The 20,701-nt window shown below is 72.9% G+C and carries 19 protein-coding genes; 8 read left to right on the top strand and 11 right to left on the bottom strand.

Features of this window, described 5'->3' with window-relative positions; translation table 11 throughout:
• Positions 1–115 precede the first annotated feature (115 nt).
• Positions 116–721 (top strand): Uma2 family endonuclease, encoded by a 606-nt coding sequence (locus tag ACZ8ZB_RS14245; protein ID WP_470738092.1) that lies wholly within the window; start codon positions 116–118, stop codon positions 719–721.
• A gap of 9 nt (positions 722–730) precedes the next feature.
• Here ACZ8ZB_RS14245 and ACZ8ZB_RS14250 read toward each other — a convergent pair whose 3' ends face one another.
• From ACZ8ZB_RS14250 to rsmI, 5 genes are all read right to left on the bottom strand, one after another.
• A complete protein-coding gene (locus tag ACZ8ZB_RS14250) occupies positions 731–1,624 on the bottom strand; it encodes a 4-(cytidine 5'-diphospho)-2-C-methyl-D-erythritol kinase (protein ID WP_470738093.1) in 894 nt (297 codons plus the stop codon).
• The gene (rsmA, locus tag ACZ8ZB_RS14255; protein WP_470738094.1) at positions 1,621–2,529 is read right to left on the bottom strand and encodes a 16S rRNA (adenine(1518)-N(6)/adenine(1519)-N(6))-dimethyltransferase RsmA; all 909 of its coding nucleotides are present in this window, start codon (positions 2,527–2,529) and stop codon (positions 1,621–1,623) included. The genes ACZ8ZB_RS14250 and rsmA overlap by 4 nt, the downstream gene beginning before the upstream one ends.
• Positions 2,530–2,563: 34 nt before the next feature.
• Complete coding sequence (locus ACZ8ZB_RS14260; protein WP_470738095.1) at positions 2,564–3,454, bottom strand: TatD family hydrolase; 891 nt, start codon at positions 3,452–3,454, stop codon at positions 2,564–2,566.
• A gap of 10 nt (positions 3,455–3,464) precedes the next feature.
• Positions 3,465–3,896 (bottom strand): hypothetical protein, encoded by a 432-nt coding sequence (locus ACZ8ZB_RS14265; RefSeq protein ID WP_470738096.1) that lies wholly within the window; start codon positions 3,894–3,896, stop codon positions 3,465–3,467.
• Positions 3,897–3,998: 102 nt separating this feature from the next.
• Positions 3,999–4,847 carry a 16S rRNA (cytidine(1402)-2'-O)-methyltransferase gene (rsmI, locus tag ACZ8ZB_RS14270; RefSeq protein WP_470738097.1) on the bottom strand — a complete coding sequence of 283 codons (849 nt, stop codon included), beginning with the start codon at positions 4,845–4,847 and terminating at the stop codon, positions 3,999–4,001.
• A gap of 85 nt (positions 4,848–4,932) precedes the next feature.
• Between rsmI and ACZ8ZB_RS14275 the strand changes: the two genes are divergently transcribed.
• From ACZ8ZB_RS14275 to ACZ8ZB_RS14285, 3 genes are all read left to right on the top strand, one after another.
• Positions 4,933–6,708: a dolichyl-phosphate-mannose--protein mannosyltransferase gene (locus ACZ8ZB_RS14275; RefSeq protein WP_470738098.1), complete on the top strand. Its 1,776-nt coding sequence runs from the start codon at positions 4,933–4,935 to the stop codon at positions 6,706–6,708.
• Positions 6,709–6,857: 149 nt separating this feature from the next.
• Positions 6,858–8,504, top strand: coding sequence for a penicillin-binding transpeptidase domain-containing protein (locus tag ACZ8ZB_RS14280; RefSeq protein ID WP_470738099.1), 1,647 nt, complete (start codon positions 6,858–6,860; stop codon positions 8,502–8,504).
• 106 nt (positions 8,505–8,610) lie between these two features.
• Entirely contained in the window at positions 8,611–10,278 is a 1,668-nt protein-coding gene (locus ACZ8ZB_RS14285; RefSeq protein WP_470738100.1) for a penicillin-binding transpeptidase domain-containing protein, read from the top strand.
• Positions 10,279–10,291: 13 nt separating this feature from the next.
• On the opposite strand, the gene ACZ8ZB_RS14290 is transcribed toward ACZ8ZB_RS14285, so the two are convergent.
• Complete coding sequence (locus ACZ8ZB_RS14290; RefSeq protein ID WP_470738101.1) at positions 10,292–10,648, bottom strand: SsgA family sporulation/cell division regulator; 357 nt, start codon at positions 10,646–10,648, stop codon at positions 10,292–10,294.
• Positions 10,649–10,952: 304 nt separating this feature from the next.
• Here ACZ8ZB_RS14290 and ACZ8ZB_RS14295 point away from each other — a divergent pair, with 304 nt between their 5' ends.
• A complete protein-coding gene (locus ACZ8ZB_RS14295; protein ID WP_470738102.1) occupies positions 10,953–12,119 on the top strand; it encodes a serine hydrolase domain-containing protein in 1,167 nt (388 codons plus the stop codon).
• A 6-nt stretch (positions 12,120–12,125) separates the two neighbouring features.
• Here the strand turns inward: ACZ8ZB_RS14295 and ACZ8ZB_RS14300 are convergent, their stop codons facing one another.
• Both ACZ8ZB_RS14300 and ACZ8ZB_RS14305 read right to left on the bottom strand, forming a co-directional pair.
• On the bottom strand, positions 12,126–12,401 hold the full coding sequence (locus ACZ8ZB_RS14300) for a DUF1876 domain-containing protein (protein WP_470738103.1): 276 nt from the start codon (positions 12,399–12,401) through the stop codon (positions 12,126–12,128).
• 82 nt (positions 12,402–12,483) lie between these two features.
• Positions 12,484–13,329, bottom strand: coding sequence for an EamA family transporter (locus ACZ8ZB_RS14305; protein WP_470738104.1), 846 nt, complete (start codon positions 13,327–13,329; stop codon positions 12,484–12,486).
• Between the two features lie 93 nt (positions 13,330–13,422).
• On the opposite strand from ACZ8ZB_RS14305, the gene ACZ8ZB_RS14310 reads away from it, so the two are divergent.
• A complete protein-coding gene (locus tag ACZ8ZB_RS14310) occupies positions 13,423–13,689 on the top strand; it encodes a type II toxin-antitoxin system Phd/YefM family antitoxin (protein WP_470738105.1) in 267 nt (88 codons plus the stop codon).
• Positions 13,682–13,948 (top strand): type II toxin-antitoxin system RelE family toxin, encoded by a 267-nt coding sequence (locus ACZ8ZB_RS14315; RefSeq protein ID WP_470738106.1) that lies wholly within the window; start codon positions 13,682–13,684, stop codon positions 13,946–13,948. Before ACZ8ZB_RS14310 ends, ACZ8ZB_RS14315 begins: the two co-directional genes overlap by 8 nt.
• Positions 13,949–14,043: 95 nt before the next feature.
• Here the strand turns inward: ACZ8ZB_RS14315 and ACZ8ZB_RS14320 are convergent, their stop codons facing one another.
• Both ACZ8ZB_RS14320 and ACZ8ZB_RS14325 read right to left on the bottom strand, forming a co-directional pair.
• A complete protein-coding gene (locus tag ACZ8ZB_RS14320) occupies positions 14,044–16,251 on the bottom strand; it encodes an MMPL family transporter (protein ID WP_470738107.1) in 2,208 nt (735 codons plus the stop codon).
• A 99-nt stretch (positions 16,252–16,350) separates the two neighbouring features.
• A complete protein-coding gene (locus ACZ8ZB_RS14325; RefSeq protein WP_470738108.1) occupies positions 16,351–16,950 on the bottom strand; it encodes a TetR/AcrR family transcriptional regulator in 600 nt (199 codons plus the stop codon).
• 175 nt (positions 16,951–17,125) lie between these two features.
• Here ACZ8ZB_RS14325 and ACZ8ZB_RS14330 point away from each other — a divergent pair, with 175 nt between their 5' ends.
• Positions 17,126–20,389, top strand: a complete 3,264-nt coding sequence (locus ACZ8ZB_RS14330) for a S41 family peptidase (protein ID WP_470738109.1) — start codon at positions 17,126–17,128, stop codon at positions 20,387–20,389.
• Positions 20,390–20,466: 77 nt separating this feature from the next.
• On the opposite strand, the gene ACZ8ZB_RS14335 is transcribed toward ACZ8ZB_RS14330, so the two are convergent.
• Positions 20,467–20,646, bottom strand: a complete 180-nt coding sequence (locus ACZ8ZB_RS14335) for a hypothetical protein (protein ID WP_470738110.1) — start codon at positions 20,644–20,646, stop codon at positions 20,467–20,469.
• Positions 20,647–20,701: the final 55 nt, after the last annotated feature.

The following is a 20,701-nucleotide window of genomic DNA, read 5'->3' on the forward strand; positions in this document are numbered from 1 at the left end:
CTTCAAGCGTAGGGCCTGCGGGAGGGCGGACGGGACGCGAGGAGATCATCACTCTCCGTGATGACGTGATCGGAGACGGACGGCTCCCGTAGGGACAGGCAGCAGGATCCCGTCCATGGGAGGAACCACGACCGCCGAGTCCGCAGAGCACCGCGTCCCGTGGCCGGTGCCGCCGCTGGACGGCTACACCGTGGACGACCTGTTCACGCTGCCCGATCTCCCGCCGCACACCGAGTTGGTCGACGGGAGCCTCATCACCGTGAGTCCGCAGCGCAGTTTCCACGCAGACGTGATCGACCTGCTGGTCAGTGGCCTGCGGCGAAGCGCTCCGAAGAACCACAGGGTCGAACGGGGGATGACCGTCGCCCTGGACCGGCGCAACGGACCGGAGCCCGATGTCAGCGTGGTCTTCGCGGATGCGGTCCGCGGCCCGGACCGGACGAGCTACCGGGCCCAGGACGTGGTGCCGGCCGTCGAGGCCGTGTCCCCGGACTCGGAGTCCCACGACCGTACGACCAAGCCGCACGAGTACGGCAACGCCGGCGTCCCCCATTTCTGGCGGGTCGAGCGTGACGGGACCGACCGCAAGCCGCTCGTCCACGTGCATGAACCGGATCCGCTCGCTCGCGCGTACGTGCACACGGACATGCACCGCGACCGGATCAAGGTCGACAAGCCCTACGGCATCGACATCGACCTCACGGCCGTCGACGAGCTCTGACCAGCTCCCTCAGACCACCGTCGCGCCCCGCACGGGACCAGCCGCCGTACGCACCGTGCGGCAGGTGCCGGCGGCCCGCAGCGCACCCGCGATCCCCTCCGCCGCTTCCGCGTCCCGCGCCAGGAACGCCGTCGTCGGCCCCGACCCCGACACCAGCGAGGCCAGCGCCCCCGCCGCACGCCCCGCCGCGAGCGTGTCCGCCAGCTCCGGGAAGAGCGACAGCGCCGCCGGCTGGAGGTCGTTGGAGACGGTGGCGGCGAGCGCGTCGGCGTCGCCCTTGGCCAGGGCGTCGAGCAGTTCCCGCGAGGCGACCGGCTCCGGGATCTCCCGCCCCTCCCCCAGCCGGTCGAACTCCCGGAACACCGCCGGCGTCGACAGCCCCCGCGAGGCCATCGCGAACACCCAGTGGAAGGCGCCTCCGACCTCCAGCTCCGTCAGCCTCTCGCCCCGTCCGGTACCCAGCGCCACCCCTCCCACCAGGCTGAACGGCACATCGCTGCCCAGCTCGGCGCAGATGTCCAGGAGCTCTTCGCGCGAGGCTCCCGTCCCCCACAGCGCGTCGCACGCGAGCAGCGCCCCCGCGCCGTCCGCGCTGCCGCCCGCCATGCCGCCGGCGACGGGGATGTCCTTGGCGATGTGGAGGTGGACGTCCGCGTCACGGCCGTACCGCTCGGCGAGCAGCAGGGCCGCGCGGGCGGCGAGGTTCGTACGGTCGAGGGGGACCTGGCCGGCGTCGGGGCCGGCGCAGGTCACCCGCAGCCCGTCGGCCGCCGTGACGGTGACCTCGTCGTACAGGCCCACCGCGAGGAAGACGTTGGCCAGGTCGTGGTAGCCGTCGGGGCGGGCGGCGCCGACCGCGAGCTGGACGTTGACCTTGGCGGGGACGCGGACGGTGACGCTCACTGCTGACCCTGCTCCCTGTTCCCGGCGTTCCCGGCGTTCCCGGCGTTCCCGGCGTTCTCGGCGATGCGCGCGAACTCCTCGACGGTCAGGGACTCGCCGCGCGCCTGCGGCGACACCCCGGCGGCGACCAGGGCGGCCTCCGCGGCGGCCGCCGACCCCGCCCACCCGGCGAGCGCCGCCCGCAGCGTCTTGCGGCGCTGGGCGAAGGCCGCGTCCACGACGGCGAACACCTCGCGCCGGGAGGCGTCCGTCTTCAGCGGCTCCGCGCGGCGCACCAGCGAGACCAGCCCGCTGTCGACGTTCGGCGCGGGCCAGAAGACGTTCCGTCCGATGGCCCCGGCCCGCTTGACCTCCGCGTACCAGTTGGCCTTGACCGAGGGCACGCCGTACACCTTCGAGCCGGGCGCGGCGGCGAGCCGGTCGGCGACCTCCGACTGCACCATGACGAGGGTGCGTTCGATGCTGGGGAAGCTTTCGAGCATGTGCAGCAGCACCGGGACGGCCACGTTGTAGGGCAGGTTCGCGACCAGGGCGGTCGGGGCGGGTCCGGGCAGCTCGGTGACGTGCATCGCGTCGGAGTGGACCAGCGCGAACCGCTCGGCCCGCTCGGGCATGCGGGCGGCGACGGTGGCGGGCAGCGCGGCGGCGAGGACGTCGTCGATCTCGACGGCGGTGACCCGGTCGGCGGCCTCGAGGAGCGCCAGCGTGAGCGAGCCGAGCCCCGGGCCGACCTCGACGACCACGTCGTCGGGGCGGACCCCGGCGGTGCGCACGATACGGCGCACCGTGTTGGCGTCGATGACGAAGTTCTGGCCGCGCTGCTTGGTGGGCCGTACGCCGAGGGCGGCCGCCAGTTCACGGATGTCGGCGGGGCCCAGGAGGGCGTCGGGGGTGGGGCTGGTCACGGGACAAGGGTACGGGGCACGGGGACCGGGCAGGTCACGCCCGTGGATAACCGAAGGCGCGGGCCGTGTTCGCCCCGAGGGCGGCGGCCAGGGTGTCCTCGTCGACGCCCCGTACGGCCGCCATGGCACGCACGGTCACCGGCACCAGGTAGGGGGCGTTGGGGCGTCCGCGGTACGGCGCCGGGGTCAGAAACGGCGCGTCGGTCTCCACCAGGACCAGCTCCAGCGGGGCCACGGCGAGCGCGTCCCGCAGGTTCTGCGCGTTCTTGAAGGTGACGTTGCCGGCGAACGACATGTAGTACCCGGCGCTCGCGCAGATCTCCGCCATCTCGGCGTCCCCGGAGTAGCAGTGGAAGACGGTGCGCTCGGGGGCGCCCTCCTCCTTCAGGACGCGCAGGACGTCGGCGTGGGCGTCGCGGTCGTGGATGACGAGGGTCTTGCCGTGCCGCTTGGCGATCTCTATGTGGGCGCGGAAGGACCGCTCCTGTGCCTCCTTGCCCTCCGGCCCGGTGCGGAAGTGGTCGAGGCCCGTCTCGCCGACGCCCTTGACCTGGGGCAGCGCGGCCAGCCGGTCGATCTCGGCGAGCGCCTCGTCCAGTCCCGCGTCCCCACCGGGCTCGCGGGCGCCCTGCCGGGACCAGCCGTCGGGATCCCCGTGGACGATGCGCGGGGCCTCGTTGGGGTGCAGCGCGACCGTCGCGTGGACGGCGTCGTACGCGGCCGCCGTGTCCGCCGCCCACCGGGACCCCTTGAGGTCGCAGCCGACCTGCACGACCGTCGTCACGCCCACCGACGCGGCCTTGGCGAGGCCCTCCTCCACGGTGCCGGACTGCATGTCGAGGTGGGTGTGCGAGTCCGCGACCGGCACCCGCAGGGGCTCGGGGAGCGGCGGGGCGGCGTTCTTGTCGGGGGCGTTCGAAGGCATGCCCCCGATCCTACGGAAGCGGCGCGGACGTCGGCTCGGCGTTCCGCGCGGAGGCGGCCCGGCCCGGCCCGGTCCGGTCCGGTCGCGGGACGCACGCCATGTGACCGTCGCGGTTCCGGCAGGTCGGCCGGTTCGGCGGGGAGGGGGCGGTCCGGCCGTCCGCCACGCACATCACGAGGGCGTGGCCGTCGGCGCCGGTGGGGTGCTCCGTCCCGTACGACCGCTCCCAGCCGTACCCGCGGCGGATGCGGGCGACCGCGGACGGCTCGTCGACGACGGCGGTGGCGCCCGCGCGCGGCGCGGCCTGCCCGGTGATCCCGGACGTCCGGCTCCTGCCGGTCCGCCAAAGGGGCGGTCGCGTCCCGGCTCCCGGTGGACCGCCGCGGGCCGGCGGGCGCAGGAGGGGCGGCCGGGCACGGGCGGCGATGCGGCCGTACCCCACCGGAACGTCCCGGGCCCTTCACCGCCGCGCGGGCGCGACCGGCCCCGCCCGTGGCCGTCGGTCCGCGACGGCCACGGGCCCTCGACGGCGTCGGCCGGCCGCTCAGCCGAGAGCGCGCTTCGCGGCCACCACCGCGTCGAAGACCCGCCGCTTCGGAAGCCCCGCCTCCACGGCCACCGCCGCGATCGCCTCCTTGCGCCGCTCCCCGGCTTCCTCCCGCACCCGCACCCGCCGCACCAGCTCGGCGTCGTCGATCTCCTCGGCCCCCTTCTCCGGCGCCCCCTCGACCACCACCGTGATCTCCCCGCGCACGCCCTCCGCCGCCCACACGGCCAGCTCCGCCAGCGGACCGCGCTTGATCTCCTCGTACGTCTTGGTCAGCTCCCGGCAGACGGCGGCCCGCCGCTCCCCGCCGAACACCTCGGCCATCGCGGCGAGGGTGTCGTCGAGGCGGTGCGGGGCTTCGAAGTAGACGAGGGTGCGCCGCTCGTCGGCGACCTCGCGCAGCCGTCCCAGCCGCTCGCCGGCCTTCCGGGGCAGGAACCCCTCGAAGCAGAACCGGTCCACGGGCAGCCCGGACAGGGCGAGCGCGGTGAGCACCGCGGACGGCCCCGGCACCGCGGTGACCTTGACGTCCCGCTCGACGGCCGCCGCGACCAGCCGGTAGCCGGGGTCGGACACGGACGGCATCCCGGCGTCCGTCACCAGCAGCACGCGCGCGCCGCCCGCCAGTTCCTCGACCAGTTCGGGCGTGCGGGCGGACTCGTTGCCCTCGAAGTACGACACGACCCGCCCCTTGGGGGTGACGCCGAGCGCCTGGGTGAGGCGCCGCAGCCGCCGCGTGTCCTCGGCCGCGACGACGTCGGCGCCCGCCAGCTCCTCCGCGAGCCGGGGCGGGGCGTCGGAGACGTCGCCGATGGGGGTGCCTGCGAGTACGAGGGTTCCGGTCACCCCCCCATCCTCCCAGGACCGGACGGAGCCGGGGCATACCGGCCATGCGCGGGACTCGCACAGCCCTGTTCCCTACGATGGCGCGGTGACCAGTACCGCGTCCTCCACGGACACCCGGCAGGACCAGACACCGCACGAAGAGCGGCCGTCGTGGCAGCAGCGGCTGCGTCGTTTCGGCTACCCGGCGCCGGGTCCGGCCGGAGGTGACGCCCGCGGGGCCGACGTCCGCGAGGGCGACGTCCGCGACCGCCTGGTGCCGCCGTACACGGAGCCGTCGAAGCGGCTGTGGGACACGCTCGGGGTGCCGCCGGTGCTCGCGGGGCGCATCGCCCGCTGGTCGGGGTGGGGCTGTCCGCTCCTGGTCACGCTGCTGGCGGGCGTGCTCCGGTTCTGGAACCTGGGCAGTCCGAAGGCGGTGATATTCGACGAGACGTACTACGCCAAGGACGCGTGGGCGCTGGTCCACCGCGGGTTCGAGGTCAACTGGGACAAGAACGCCAACGACCTGATCCTCTCGGGCGACACCGTCCCCATCCCGACCGACGCGGCGTACGTCGTGCATCCGCCGGTCGGCAAGTACGTGATCGGGCTGGGCGAACTGATCTTCGGCTTCGACCCGTTCGGCTGGCGGTTCATGACGGCCCTGCTCGGCACGGTCTCGGTGCTGATGCTGTGCCGGATCGGCCGGCGCCTGTTCCGCTCCACGTTCCTCGGCTGTCTCGCGGGCGCGCTGATGGCGGTGGACGGGCTGCACTTCGTGATGAGCCGGACCTCGCTGCTCGACGGCGTGCTGATGTTCTTCGTGCTGGCGGCGTTCGGCTGTCTGGTGGTCGACCGGGACCGGGCGCGGGAGAGGCTCGCCGCCGCGCTGCCCGTGGACCCGGACGGCCGGGTCCGCCCGGACGCGTACGTCGCCGAGAACGCCCGGATCGGTTTCCGTCCCTGGCGCCTGACGGCGGGGCTGATGCTGGGTCTGGCGATCGGCACGAAGTGGAACGGCCTCTACATCATGGCCGCGTTCTGTGTGATGGCGGTGCTGTGGGACGTCGGCGCGCGCAGGGTGGCGGGCGCCCGGCGCCCCCGGGTGGCGGTGCTCCGGCGCGACCTGGGCTGGGCGTTCCTGTCGACCGTGCCGGTGGCGGTGGTCACCTACTTCGCCTCCTGGATCGGCTGGATCCTCTCCCCGGCCGACGGCACCGGCGGCTACTACCGTGACTGGGCGGCCAAGGACGGCAAGGACAGCGACTGGTCGTGGCTGCTGCCCGACTGGTGGCGCAGCCTGTGGCACTACGAGAACCAGGTCTACGACTTCCACGTCGGACTGTCCTCGCCGCACCCCTACGAGTCCAACCCGTGGAGCTGGATCGTCACCGGCCGCCCGGTCTCCTACTTCTACGAGTCCCCGGCCCCCGGCACGGACGGGTGCCCGGTCGACGCGGGTGAGAAGTGCGCCCACGAGGTGCTGGCCCTCGGCACCCCGATGCTGTGGTGGACGGCCTGCTTCGCGATCCTGTACGTCCTGTGGCGCTGGCTGCTGCGCCGCGACTGGCGGGCCGGTGCGATCGCCTGCGGCATCGCGGCCGGCTACGCGCCCTGGTTCCTGTACCAGGAACGCACGATCTTCTTCTTCTACGCCGTCGTCTTCCTCCCCTTCCTCTGTCTGGCCGTGGCGATGCTCCTGGGCGCCCTCGTCGGCCCGCCCCGCTCCACCGACGCCCGCCGTGTCGCGGGCGCCACGGCGGCGGGCGTGCTGACCCTGCTGATCGTCTGGAACTTCATCTACTTCTGGCCCATCTACACCGGCACCCCGATCCCGATCGAGGACTGGCGGGCGCGGATGTGGCTGGACACGTGGGTTTGAGTCGTTCCGGCCGCTGGACGGATCTCTGTTCGGACAACAAACGGAAACAGCCGCCCCGGTCGTCACTCCCTGCGCTTAGAGTGCTCACCCACCGGGCTTTTTGAACACGTTCACAAGAAGTGGGGGGTCCGGCGGAGGGGGAGCGTCCGATGGGCAAGGGGGTCAAGACCGCTGTCGTCGGCGGTGTGTTCGCGGTGATGGTGGGCGGGGCCGGGTACGGCGTCTACAACATCGTGTCGGCCGTGAACGGTGACGGGGGGAGCGGCGCGAGCGCCGCGGGGACGAAGAAGTCCGGGCCGCCGGACGGGGCGGAGGTCCGGGAGACCGCCAAGAGCTTCTTCGCGGCCTGGGAGAAGGGGCAGGCGTCGCAGGCGGCGTCGTACACGAACAACGCGCAGGAGGCCGGCGCGCTGCTGGCTGCGTACGGCGACGAGGCCCACGTGGGCGACGTCGGGATAACGCCCGGCACGGCCGCCGGCGCCACCGTGCCGTTCGCGGTGAAGGCGACCGTCTCGTACGGCGGGAAGTCGAAGGCGCTGAGCTACAGGAGCGAGCTGACCGTCGTGCGCGGGAAGACCACCGGGCGGGCGCTGGTCGACTGGGAGCCGTCCGTCGTCCACCCCGATCTGAAGAAGGGCGACACCCTCGTCACCGGGGAGTCCGCGCAGCCGCCCATCGAGGCGGTGGACCGCGACGGCACGGTGCTGACGAAGGAGAAGTACCCCTCCCTCGGCCCGGTCCTGGACACCCTGCGCCAGAAGTACGGCGACAAGGCGGGCGGCACCCCCGGCGTCGAACTGGTGATCAGGCGCGCCGAGGGCGCCACGGGCGGGCCGGCCGCCGACACCCCGCTGCTGACCCTCGCCGAGGGCGAGCCGGGCAAGCTGCGCACCACCCTCAGCGCCGTGGCGCAGGAGGCGGCCGAGAAGGCGGTGCGGAAGTACGCCGAGTCGTCGGTGGTGGCGGTCGAGCCGAGCACGGGTGAGGTGCTGGCGGTGGCCAACCACCGCGACGACGGGTTCAACGCGGCCTTCCAGGGCCAGGTCGCCCCCGGCTCCACCATGAAGATCATCACCGCCGCCATGCTCATCGACAACGGCGTGACCTCGATGAACGGCCCGGCACCCTGCCCGCCCACCGCGACCTGGCAGAGCCAGACCTTCAAGAACCTCCCCGGCATGGAGCCGAACGAGGGCGCCAGCCTCGCCGACAGCTTCCTGCGCTCCTGCAACACGGCCTTCATCAAGCTCATCGACGAGAAGCCGATCGACGACGCCTCGCTCACCCAGGAGGCCCAGGAGCGGTTCGGGCTCGGCCGCAACGACTGGAAGACCGGCATCGGCTCCTTCGACGGCAACGTCCCCGCCGTCGCCGGCCCGGACCGCGCGGCGAACGCCATCGGCCAGGGCCGGGTGCAGATGAACCCGCTGAACATGGCCTCCGTGACGGCCACCGCCATCACCGGCGCCTTCCGCCAGCCGTACCTGGTCTCCCCCGACCTCGACGGCCGGCAGTTCGCGCAGGCCAAGGGGCTCCCGGCGGGCACCGCCGCCCAGCTCAGGCAGATGATGCGGCTCACCGCCACCCAGGGCACCGCCCGGGAGGCCATGGCGGGGCTCGGCAGCGACATCGGCGCGAAGACCGGTTCCGCCGAGGCCGACGGCAAGGCCACCTCCGACAGCTGGTTCACCGGCTTCCGCAACGACGTCGCGGCGGCGGCCATGGTCGAGCAGGGCGGTCACGGCGGCGACGCGGCCGGTCCGATTGTCGCAGCCGTGCTACGAGCGGCAGGCTGACCGCGCCGGGCCCGGATCGGGACTCTAGGGTGGTGGCCGTCGTTGGCACACGTGGGCACCACGAGGGCCACGGGGAGCCCGGCGGACAGCGGAGGAACGGGAAGCAGTGGGGAAGAACAGAAGGAACACCGCCGAGGGGCGGAGGACGAGGCCCGTCGTGCTCGGCGGAGTGATCGCCGCGGTCGTCGGCGGCGCCGGGTTCGGCGCCTACGCGCTGCTCGGCGGCGCCGCGGCCGAGGACGGCACCCGTACGACCTCCGCGGCCGAGGCCGTCAGGACCGGCCCGCTCTCCGCCGACGAGGTCACCTCCGCGGCCGAGCGCTTCCTCACCGCCTGGCAGGCCGGGAAGGTGGACGAGGCGGCCGCCGCCACCGACGACCCGAAGGCCGCGGCCGCCCTGCTGACCGCCTACGCCGAGGACGCCCGGGTCACGGACGTCACCCTCACCGCGGGCGCCCGCTCCGGCCCCGAGGTTCCCTTCGCCGTCGAGGGCACGGTGTCGTACGAGGGGGCCGGCAAGCCGCTGAGGTACGACAGCGCGCTGACCGTCGTGCGCCGGGCCGGGGACGGTGAACCGCGAGTGGCCTGGCGGCCGGCCGTCGTGCATCCCGAGCTCAGGGACGGCGACAAGCTGGTCACCGGCGAGGCGGGCACCCCGCCGGTCAAGGCGCTGGACCGGGACGGCGCCGAGCTGACCACCGCCGCGTACCCCTCCCTGGGGACGGTGCTGGACGGACTGCGCGAGAAGTACGGCGAGAAGGCGGGCGGCGAGGCCGGCGTCGAGCTGCGGATCGTCCGCGGCAAGGCGTCGAAGAAGGCGGAGCTGTCCGACAAGACGCTGCTGGAGCTGAGCGAGGGCACGCCCGGCACGGTGAAGACCACGCTGGACCCGTCCCTGCAGGCCGCCGCCGAGGCGCAGGTGGCGAAGAAGGAGCGGGCGTCGGTGGTGGTGCTGCGCCCGTCGACCGGTGAGATCCTCGCGGTGGCCAACTCCTCGCGCGGTTTCAACACCGCGTTCCAGGGTTCGCTGGCCCCGGGCTCCACGATGAAGGTGATCACCGCCTCGATGCTGATCGAGAAGGGGCTCGCCTCGATGGACGAGAGGCACCCGTGCCCGAAGTACTTCAGCTACGGCGGCTGGAAGTTCCAGAACCTCGACGAGTTCGAGATCAAGGACGGCACGTTCCGGGCGAGCTTCGCCCGCTCCTGCAACACCGCCTTCATCAGCCAGGCGCCCGAGCTGGAGGACGACGACCTGACCGAGCAGGCCCAGGAGGTGTTCGGGCTGGGGAAGAACGACTGGCAGGTCGGGGTGCCGACCTTCGACGGCTCGGTGCCGGTGCAGAAGGACGCCCCGATGGGCGCCTCCCTGATCGGCCAGGGCGGGGTGCGGATGAACCCGCTGAACATGGCGTCGGTGTCGGCGACGGTCAAGGCGGGCGTCTTCCACCAGCCGTACCTGGTCTCCCCCGAGGTCGACGGGCGCACGCTGGCGACGGCCTCGCGCACCATGTCGCCCGGCACCCTGGCGCAGCTGCGGGAGCTGATGTCGTACACGGCCACCTCCGGCACGGCTGCGGAGGCGATGGCCGGGGTGAGCGGTGACAAGGGCGCGAAGACCGGGTCGGCCGAGGTCGACGGCCAGAAGAAGCCCAACGGCTGGTTCACCGCGTACCGCGGCGATCTGGCGGCCGCCGGCGTGGTGCAGCAGGGCGGTCACGGCGGTTCGACCGCCGGACCGATCGTGGCGGCGCTGCTGAAGAGCGGCGGCTGAGCCGGCCGAGGGGTCAGTGCGGGACGGGTTCCGCGGCGGCCGCGTGGGTCCGCCGCAGGAACCGCGTCAGGGTCTTCGTCTCGAACTGCACCACCGACACGCCCCGCGCGGTGTGGAACTCGACCACGGTCTGGACGCGGCCGCACGGCCACACCCGTATCTCGCCCCGGCCCGCGGGGGCGTGCAGGCCCCGCTCGAGGAGGTCCCGCGCGACGGCCCACTCGCGGGGCGCGGCGCCCGGCAGCGCCATGCGGACGCAGTGGGGGTCCCGGTCGGGGTCGTAGCGCAGCACCACGGGTACCGCTCCGCGGTCCTCGTCCAGGACGTCGGTGACGATGTGGGCTCGCGCGTACTGCTCTACTGCGGACATCGATGACCCCTTACCCGGCGTCAATCCGTATGAAAGGCGTGTAAGCCGTATACCCGCCCTCCGCTCCATCCTGCCCCCAATCCGGAATTCGCGCGTCCGAGAGGCGCCCGTCACAGACGGGCCGTGCGTGAGGCGGGACGACCGGCTCGCTCCGGCGCGGTGTGCGCAGCAGGTCACACCACCGGGTCCGCCCACGCACCCGGCCCCTCGCGACGCTCGTGCCCGGCCGGCTCCGCCCGGGAATCACCGGCGGTCCGGCACGGTTGCACGCACTGTCACAGGCGAGTGGAAGGGCGGACGGGACGTGGGCGTCGACGTGCACGGCACAGTGGCCGAGGGCTTCGAGCCGGTCCGGGAGGCGTTCGCGCGCAACTTCGACGTGCTCGGCGACCGGGGCGCGGCCGTGGCCGTGTACCGGGACGGACGCAGGGTCGTCGACCTGTGGGCCGGGGTGAAGGACGTCGACGGCGCCGAGCCCTGGCGGCGGGAGACCGCGCAGGTCGTGCGCTCGGCGACCAAGGGCGTCGCCGCCGCCGTCCTCCTCCTGCTGCACCAGCGCGGCGAGCTGGACCTGGACGCGCCGGTCGGCGCGTACTGGCCGGAGTTCAAGGCGCGCGGCAAGGAGCGGCTGTCGGTCCGGCACGTACTGAACCACCGCGCCGGACTTCCCGTCCTCGACCGTCCGCTCACCCTGCACGAGGCGGCCGATCCCGTGCGGGCCGCCGAGGCGGTCGCCGCACAGGCGCCCGTGTGGGAGCCGGGCACCGACCACGGTTATCACGCGCTGACCTACGGCTGGCTGGTCGACGCGCTGGTGCGCCGCGTGACCGGCCGGGGCTGCGGCGAGTGGATCGCGTCGGAGATCGCCGGCCCGCTGGGCCTGGATTTGTGGGTGGGGCTGCCGAAGGCGCGGGCCCACCGCGTCGGCACGGTCGGCAGGACCGAGGCGCCCGAACCCTCCGGGACGCTCCGTGCCCGCCCCAAGCGCTCGGTCACCGACGCCTACGCCGACCCGTCCTCCCTCACCCGCCGCGCCTTCGCGGCGATCACCCCCTTCCCGGACCAGAACGACCCGGTGTTCCACGCGGCGGCCCTGCCCGCCGCGGGCGGGATCGCGACGGCGGACGGGCTGGCCCGCTTCTACGCCTCACTGATCGGCCCGGTCGACGGCACACGCCTCCTCGACCCGGCCACCGTCGAACTCGCCCGCGCCGAGGAGTCGGCGGGCCCCGACCGGGTGCTGGTCGTCGGCACCCGTTTCGGACTCGGCTACATGCTGCACGGCGGCGCTTCCCCCCTCCTGGCCCCGGGCTCCTTCGGCCACCCCGGCCGCGGCGGTTCCCTCGGCTTCGCCGACCCGGAGTCCGGCATCGCCTTCGGCTACGTCACCAACGGCTTCCGCAGGACGGTGACGGCGGATCCCAGGGCCCAGGCGCTGATACGGGCGGTACGGCAGGCCCTGACGGCCTAGACGTGGCTAGACGTGGATCGGGTGCGAGATGCGGCCCGACGCGTCGTCGATCTCGCCGTGCGCCTTGGTGAGCATCTGCATGGCGAGTTCGTTCAGCGCGCGTGCCCCGGCGATCTCCTCACCGACCCGTGGCTGATTCGCGTCGGTGTGGTGCCGGCTCGCGTGACCGTGGGCCCGTACCTCGGTCCCGTCGGGCAGCCGGACCATCGCCGCGGCGCGCGTCTGCCGGTCGTCCTCCTCGAACTCCAGGTCCACGTGCCATCCCACTGCGGTGTGCGTCATGACGATCACCTCCGGATTCCTCTCATTCCAGGGTGCGCCTCACCTCGCCGCCGTGCACCCGCCCGCGCACGGGAAAGCGCGCCTATCCCGCGTGCAGCATCAGCCCGATCCCGACGACCAGCAGTCCGGCCGCGACGATCCGCGGGGCGCCGAACCGTTCCTTGAAGAACAGCGCCCCGATGGCCGCGCCCACGATGATCGACGACTCCCGCAGCGCCGCGACGGGGGCGAGCGCCGCACGGGTCTGGGCCCACAGGACGAGCGCGTACGCGGCGACGGAGAGCGCGGCGCCGATCAGGCCGAGACCGGCGTGCGGCCGGAGCCGGGCGGCCGCCTCCCGCCGCCAGCGCCAGAGGGCGTACGCCGGGATCACCGTGCCCTGGACCGCCATCAGCCAGGCGATGTAGCCGGACGACGAGCCCGAGGCCCGTACCCCGAGCCCGTCGACGACGGTGTACACGGCGATGGTCAGGCCGGTCGCCAAGGCCGCGCCGATCGCCGCCCAGTCGGGCCGGCGCCCGCGCAGTCCCCACAGGGCGACGCCGGTCAGGCCCGCGCAGGACAGGACGATCCCGGCGGCGGCCCAGCCGTCGGGCACCTCGTGCGCGAACACGGCGGCGAGGAGGGTGACCACCAGGGGCGCGCTGCCCCGGGCGATCGGGTACGCCTGGCCGAAGTCGCCCAGCCGGAAGGACTTCATCAGCAGCGCGTAGTACGCGATGTGGATCGCCGCCGAGCAGAACAGGTACGGCCACGCCCCGGCCGCCGGGAACGGCACGAACGGCGCCGCCGCCAGGCCGATCAGCAGCCCGCCGCCGGAGATCAGCGTGAACCCGACGAGCTTGTCGGTGATCCGGTGCGCGATGGCGTTCCAGCCGGCGTGGGTGACCGCGGCGAACAGGACGGCCGCGGTGACCAGGGGGGTCACGGGGTGCGCTCGCGCACGTCGCCCCGGGGCGCCCGGGAGTGCCGACGACAATGATCCGGTGTGTACACATGGGACGCTGTGTACCTTTGGTGCATGAAGCAGATGCCCATAGAGTCCATCCGTGACGTGCGCGCCCACCTGGCCGAGGTGGTCGAGCGGGCCGACCGTGACGACACGCCCACGGTCATCACCCGGCGTGGCAGGCAGGTGGCCGCGGTCGTGTCGATGGAGGTCCTCCGCAGGTACCAGGAATGGGAAGAGCGCGAGATCAACCGGATCATCGACGAGCGCATGGCGAATCCGGTGGCCGGCATCCCGATCGAGGACGTCATGAGGGAAACGCTGGAGCGCGGTGAGTAACACGTATCGCACCGTCTTCCGGCCGGAGGCTCGGGCGGAGCTGCGCAAGGTCCCCCGGGACATGGCGCTCCGGATCCTGGTCAAACTGACGGAACTGGAGACCGACCCGCTCGGCTTCGACACCACGGCGCTCGTCTCCCGGCCCGACCGGCGCCGGCTCCGTATCGGTGATCACCGCGTCATCTACACGGTCGACAACGGGGAGTTGGTGGTCTGGGTCGTTCACGTCGGACATCGCTCCACGGTATACGGCACCTGACACGGAGTCCCGGAACCCGTACGGAGGGAAGCCGGTGAGGGCGCCCCGTCCCCACGGAGCCCTCACCGGCTGGTTCTGCGTACCCGTTCGGGCCGTCAGGCCCCGACGAGCTCCCGGTCCTCGTCCTTCCGGTCGTCCTCCGTGCGCAGGGCCTCGCCCTCGACGTCCACGTTGGGCAGGATCCGGTCCAGCCACTTCGGCAGCCACCAGGCCTTGTCGCCGAGCAGGGCCAGCACCGCCGGGACGATCGCCATGCGGACGACGAACGCGTCGAAGAGGACGGCGACGGCGAGGCCGAAACCGATCATCTTGACCATCTGCTCGCTGGAGCCGATGAAACCGGAGAACACCGCCATCATGATCACCGCGGCGGCGGTCACCACCCGGGCGCTGTACTTGAAGCCGGTCACCACGGCCTGGGCGGGCTTCTCGCCGTGGACGTGGGCCTCCCGCATCCGGGTCACGAGGAACACCTCGTAGTCCATGGCCAGTCCGAAGACCACGCCGACCATGAAGATCGGCATCATCGACATGATCGGGCCGGTCTCCTCCACGCCCATCAGGCCGGACAGCCAGCCCCACTGGTAGACCGCGACGACCGCGCCGAGGGCAGCGAGGACGGAGAGCAGGAAGCCGAGGGCGGCCTTCAGCGGGACCAGGATCGAGCGGAAGACGACGATCAGCAGCAGGAACGCCAGGCCGACCACCAGGACCAGGTACGGCACCAGCGCGTCGTTGAGCTTCTGCGAGACGTCGATGTTCATGGCCGTGGAGCCGGTGACCAGCACGTCGGCGCCGGTGTCGGCCCTGATGTCCGCGCCCGTGTCACGGATGTCGTGCACCAGCTCCTCGGTGGTCACCGAGGAGGGCTTGGAGTCGGGGACGACGGTGATCGTCGCCGTGTCGCCGGCCTTGTTGGGGGCGGCCGGGGCGACGTTCACGACGTTGTCGAGGGCCTTGATGTCGTCGCCGGCCTGCTGGAAGACGGCCTGCGGGTCGTCGCTGCCCTTGGCGTCGACCACGACCACCAGGGGTCCGTTGAAGCCGGGGCCGAAGCCCTCGGAGAGCAGGTCGTAGGCGCGGCGCTGGGTGGTGGACGTCGGCTGCGAGCCGTCGTCTGGCAGGCCCAGTTCGAGGGAGGCCGCCGGGACGGCCACGGCGCCCAGGCCGACGACGCCGAGCAGGAGGACGGCCAGCGGACGGCGTACGACGAAGCTCGCCCAGCGGGCGCCCATGTTGGGGCGCTGCGGCTTCTTCGCGGCGCGGCCCCCGCCGAGCAGCTTGCTCTTCTCGCCGGCGGGGCGGACCCGGCGGCCCGCGTAGCCGAGCAGGGCGGGGACCAGGGTGAGGGCGATCAGGACCGCGAGGGCGACCGTGCCGGCGGCGGCGATGCCCATCTTGGTCAGCATCGGGATGTTGACGACCGCCAGACCGACCAGGGCGATCACGACGGTGAGGCCGGCGAAGACCACGGCGGAGCCCGCCGTGCCCACGGCCCGGCCGGCCGCTTCCTCGCGCCCGCGGCCCTCGGCCAGTTCGGCCCGGTAGCGGGAGACGACGAACAGCGCGTAGTCGATGCCGACCGCGAGGCCGATCATCGAGGCCAGGATGGAGGTGGTGGAGCCGAGGTCGAGGGTGCTGGCCAGCGCGGTGATGCTCGCCACGCCGATGCCGACGCCGACGATCGCGGTGAGCAGCGGCAGCCCGGCCGCGAGCAGCGAGCCGAAGGTGATGACCAGGACGACCGCGGCGACGCCGATGCCGATGATCTCGGCGGCACCGGTGTGCGGGACGGCCTGGAGGGCGTCACCGCCGATCTCCACGGTCAGTCCGGCGTCGCGGGCGTCCTCGGCGGCGCCCTCCAGGGCGTCGCGGGAGGAGTCCTCCAGCTCCATGCCGGAGACCTTGTAGCTCACCGAGGCGTAGGCGACGGCGCCGTCCTCGCTGACGCCGCCGCCCTCGTAGGGGTCGGTGACGCGGGCGACCTCGGAGCCGCCGGCGAGGGTGTCGACGGTGTCCCGGACGGTCGTCCTGTTGTCGGCGTCGGTCATCTTCTCGCCGGCGGGGGCCTTGAAGACGACGCGTGCGGTCGCTCCGTCGGCGCTGGAGCCGGGGAAGCGTTCTTCCAGCAGGTCGAAGGCCTTCTGGGCCTCGGTGCCGGGGATGGAGAAGGACGAGTTGCCGGCCGCGGGGGCGCCGGCAGCGCCGGCGCCCGCGAGCGCCAGCAGCGCCACCCAGAAGAGGGCTACGAGGTGCCGTCGCCTGAAGGCGAACCGGCCGAGTCGGTAGAGGAAAGTGGCCACGAGGGCGTACTCCCGGTCAGGTCGTGTGGTTTCGGGGCAGGTTGGATCAGCCCGACGACGTGAGCGGTGACGTCAGGTGGTGGCTGACCGCGGGGACGGTCAGCGCGGGGACACGCCGAGGGCGGGGAGCACCACGGCGTCGATGTACGAGGTGAGGAACGCCTGCGTGGGCGGCAGGTCGTCGATCAGCGTCCGTGTGGCGAACGCGCCGACGAGCATGTGCACCAGGTAGTCCAGCGCCGGGTTGTCCGGGCGGATCTCGCCCCGGTCCACCGCGCGCCGGATCATCCGCCGGAACTCCTCCATCTCCGGTTCGACCAGGAGTTCCTTGAAGGCCTGGCGCAGCTCGTCGTTCATGTGCACGGCCATGGCGAGCGCGCGCATCAGGGCGACGCTCTGTTCCATGACGCAGTCGTCCTCGCGCGCGACGATGGCGTGCAGGTCGCCGCGCAGGCTCCCGGTGTCGATGTCGGCGAGGCCGCCGGGCTTCTGGCTGCGCATCGCTCTCACCACCAGCTCGGCCTTGCCGCCCCACTGGCGGTAGAGGGTGGCCTTGCTGGACCGGGTGCGGGCGGCCACGGCGTCCATGGTGAGGGCGTCGTAGCCGACCTCACGGAGCAGGTCGAGCACGGCGCCGTACAGCTCGGCCTCGCGCTCGGGGGTGATCCGGCTGCGACGCGCCGTCGTCACTTCGTTCATGCCGTCCACCTTTCCGCTCCGGCGCCCACCGCGTCAAAGAAACGACACGGTTTCGTACAGGACGAAGGTAGCCCACCCCCCTAACGAAACGAAACTGTTTCGTTCGTGTTCTGCGTCACGGTTGTCGGTTACTCATAAGTTGCCGGGGCCCGGACCCCGGCAAAGCATGGGAAAGGTGACCTATCTGCGTCTGCCGCACCTCAAGGACGACCTGCTGTGCTTCGTGGCCGAGGACGACCTCTGGCTCGCCCCGCTCGACGGGGCGGGCCGCGCCTGGCGGCTCACCGTCGACCGCACCAAGCTCGGCCACCCCCGCTTCTCCCCCGACGGCCGCCACATCGCGTACACGAGCTGGCGCAGCCTCGACCCCGAGGTGCACCTCGTCCCGGTGGACGGCGGACCGGGCCGGCGCCTCACCTACTGGGGCAGCTCCGACACCCGGGTCTGCGGCTGGGCGCCCCCCGACGAGGGCGACCACGCCGAGATCCTCGCCGTCGCCTCGCACGGCGAGCCCTTCTCCTACTTCACCTGGGCCTACAAACTCGCCTGCGACGGCAGCCCGGGCCGCAAACTGCCCTGGGGCCCGGTCTCCGACATCCAGGTCGCCGACATCGCCGGAGAGCGCAAGTCGCTGCTGCTCACCGGCACCCCACCGCACGAACCGGCCTCCTGGAAGCGCTACCGGGGCGGTGCCACGGGCAGGCTGTGGCTGCACGGGCACCGGCTGCTCGACGGGCTCGACGGCCACCTGCACTCCCCGATGTTCGTCGGCGGCCGGATCGCCTTCCTCTCCGACCACGAGGGCGTCGGCAACCTGTACTCCTGCGCGTACGACGGCTCCGACCTGCGCCGCCACACCGACCACGACGCCTTCTACGCCCGGCACGCCGCCAGCGACGGCACCCGGGTCGTCTACCAGTGCGCCGGCGATCTGTGGCTGGTGGACGGCCTGTCCCCCGGTTCCGTCCCGCGCCGGCTCGACGTGACGCTGAACGGCCCGCGGGCCGGGCGGCGCCCCTACCAGGTGCCCGCCGCCCGCCACCTCGACGGCCTCTCGGTCGACGAGACCGGCCGCGCCAGCGCCGTCGTCGTCCGCGGCAGCCTGTACTGGCTCACCCACCGCGACGGGCCCGCCCGCACCCTCGCCGACACCCCGGGCGTGCGGGTCCGGCTGCCGGAGATGCTCGGCGCGGGCGGCCAGGTGGCGTACGTGACGGACGCCGAGGGCGAGGACGCCGTCGAGATCGCCTCCCTGCCCCGCGCCACCGGCCAGCGCGTCCCCCGGCGGCTGGCCGCCGGGAAGCTGGGCCGGGTCCTGGAGACGGCGGCCGACCCGGACGGGCAGCGGCTGGCCGTCGCCGCGCACGACGGACGGCTGCTGCTGGTCGACACCGACGGGACGACGGACGGGACGGAGGGGGAGGTCACCGAGCTGATCCACTCCGGCAACGGGCCGGTGCGCGACCTCGCCTTCTCCCCCGACGGGGCGTGGCTGGCCTGGTCCCATCCCGTGATCGGGCGGTCGCTGCGGCAGATCAAGCTCGCCCGGATCAAGGACCGGCTGGTCCTCGACGTCACAAGCGGGCGCTTCGAGGACGAGAACCCGGTCTTCACCCGCGACGGCCGCTACCTCGCCTTCCTCTCCTGGCGCGGCTTCGACCCGGTGTACGACGTGCACACCGGCGACCTGTCCTTCCCGCTGGGCTGCCGCCCGTATCTGGTGCCGCTGTCGTCGGCGACCCCCTCCCCGTTCGCCCTCACCCCCGAGGGCCGCCCGGCCGCCGGGGGACTGGACCCGGTGGAGCGCGAGGAGACCGAGGAGAGCGGCGAGGGCGGCACGGTGACCGTGGAGGCGGAGGGCCTGGAGAGCAGGGTCACGCCCTTCCCGGTGGCCGCCTCCAAGTACTCGGGGCTGTACCCGGTCGCGGGCTGCGGCCTGGTGTGGCTGCGCTGGCCGATCTCCGGCGCGCTCGGCGAGACGTTCGCCAACCCCGACGACACCAGCGGCCGGCCCGCCCTGGAACACTTCGACATCGGCAAGGCCAAGAGGTCCGAACTCGTCGCCGACCTGGACTTCTTCGCGGTCAGCGGCGACGGCACCCGGCTGGTCGTGGCCGACGAGGGCGAGCTGCGCGCGATGCCCGCCACCGAGCCCGGCGACGGCGACTCCACGGTGTGGATCGACTCCCGCCGCATCCTGCACGAGGCCGACCCGGTCACCGAGTGGCGCCAGGCGTACGCGGAGGCCGGACGGCTGATCCGCGCCTACTTCTGGGAACCGGACATGTGCGGCATCGACTGGGACGCGGTCCTGGAGCAGTACCGCCCGCTGGTCGAACGGGTCGCCTCCCCGGACGAGTTCGCCGACCTGCTGCGCGAGGTGCTCGGCGAACTCGGCACCTCCCACGCCTACGTCACCGCCGCCCGCCGCAACGAGGGCCCTCCGCACTACCAGCGCCGCCAGGGCCTGCTCGGCGCCAACTTCACCCTCCGCGAGGAAGGATGGGCGGTCCGGCGCATCCTGCCCGGCGACTCCTCCGACTCCCGCGCCCGCTCCCCGCTGGCCGGCACCGGCATCCGCGAGGGCGCGGTCCTCACCCACGTCGACGGCCGCCCGGTGGACCCGGTCACGGGTCCTCACCCGCTGCTCGCGGGGGCGGGCGGCACCACCGTGGAGCTGACGTTCGTCCCCGCCGGGGGTGAAGGACCGCCCCGCCGGGTCGCCGTCGTCCCGCTCGTCGACGAAACGCCGCTGCGCTACCAGGACTGGGTGGCCAAACGCCGCGCGGTGGTGCGGGAGCTGAGCGGGGGCCGGTGCGGCTATCTGCACATCCCGGACATGGGCGGCTCCGGCTGGGCCCAGTTCAACCGCGACGTGCGCATGGAGATGTCCCGTCCCGCGCTGATCGTGGACGTGCGCGGCAACGCGGGCGGCCACATCAGCGAACTCGTCGTCGAGAAGCTGACCCGCACCATCATCGGCTGGGACCTCACCCGCGACGCCCAGCCGGTGTCGTACGCCTCCAACGCCCCGCGCGGACCGGTCGTGGCCCTCGCGGACGAAGCGACCAGCTCCGACGGCGACATGATCACCGCCGCCTTCAAGCTGCTGGAGCTGGGCCCGGTGGTGGGACAGCGCACCTGGGGCGGGGTGGTCGGCATGACCGGCCGGCACCGGCTCGGCGACGGCACGGTGATCACGGTGCCGATGAACGCGGCCTGGTTCGACGCGTACGGCTGGTCCGTGGAGAACAAGGGCGTCGAACCCGACCTGGAGGCGCTGCGCACCCCGCTGGACTGGGCCGAGGGCCGGTACGCGGTGCTCGACGACGCGGTACGGCTCGCCCTCGACCTGCTGGAGAACAACCCCCCGGCGACACCCCCCGGTTACCGCGACGTGCCCGACCGCTCCCGGCCGAAGCTGCCGCCCCGGACGTGAGAAGGGGCGCCCCTTCGCCACGGGGCGCCCCCTCCACTTCGGCGCACGACGCGCTCGGACGTGCTCAGCGCTCGGCGTCAGACCTCGTAGTCCTGGTCGAGACGCTCCTCGGACTCACGACGGCGCCGCTGCTCGTCCATGTCCTCGTCCCGTCGGCGGCCGCGGTTCTGCAGCTGCTCCTTGCCCTGCTGGGCACGCTGCTTGGCCTGCTGCTGGAACTGCTCGGACTTCTCCTGGAACTGGTCCTTCATACCCATGTGGGTTCACTCCCGTGGTGGGGTGGGGGGAACTTGCCCGACCAGATTCACACGG

The sequence above is a fragment of the Streptomyces sp. 12E genome (genome assembly GCF_055633275.1).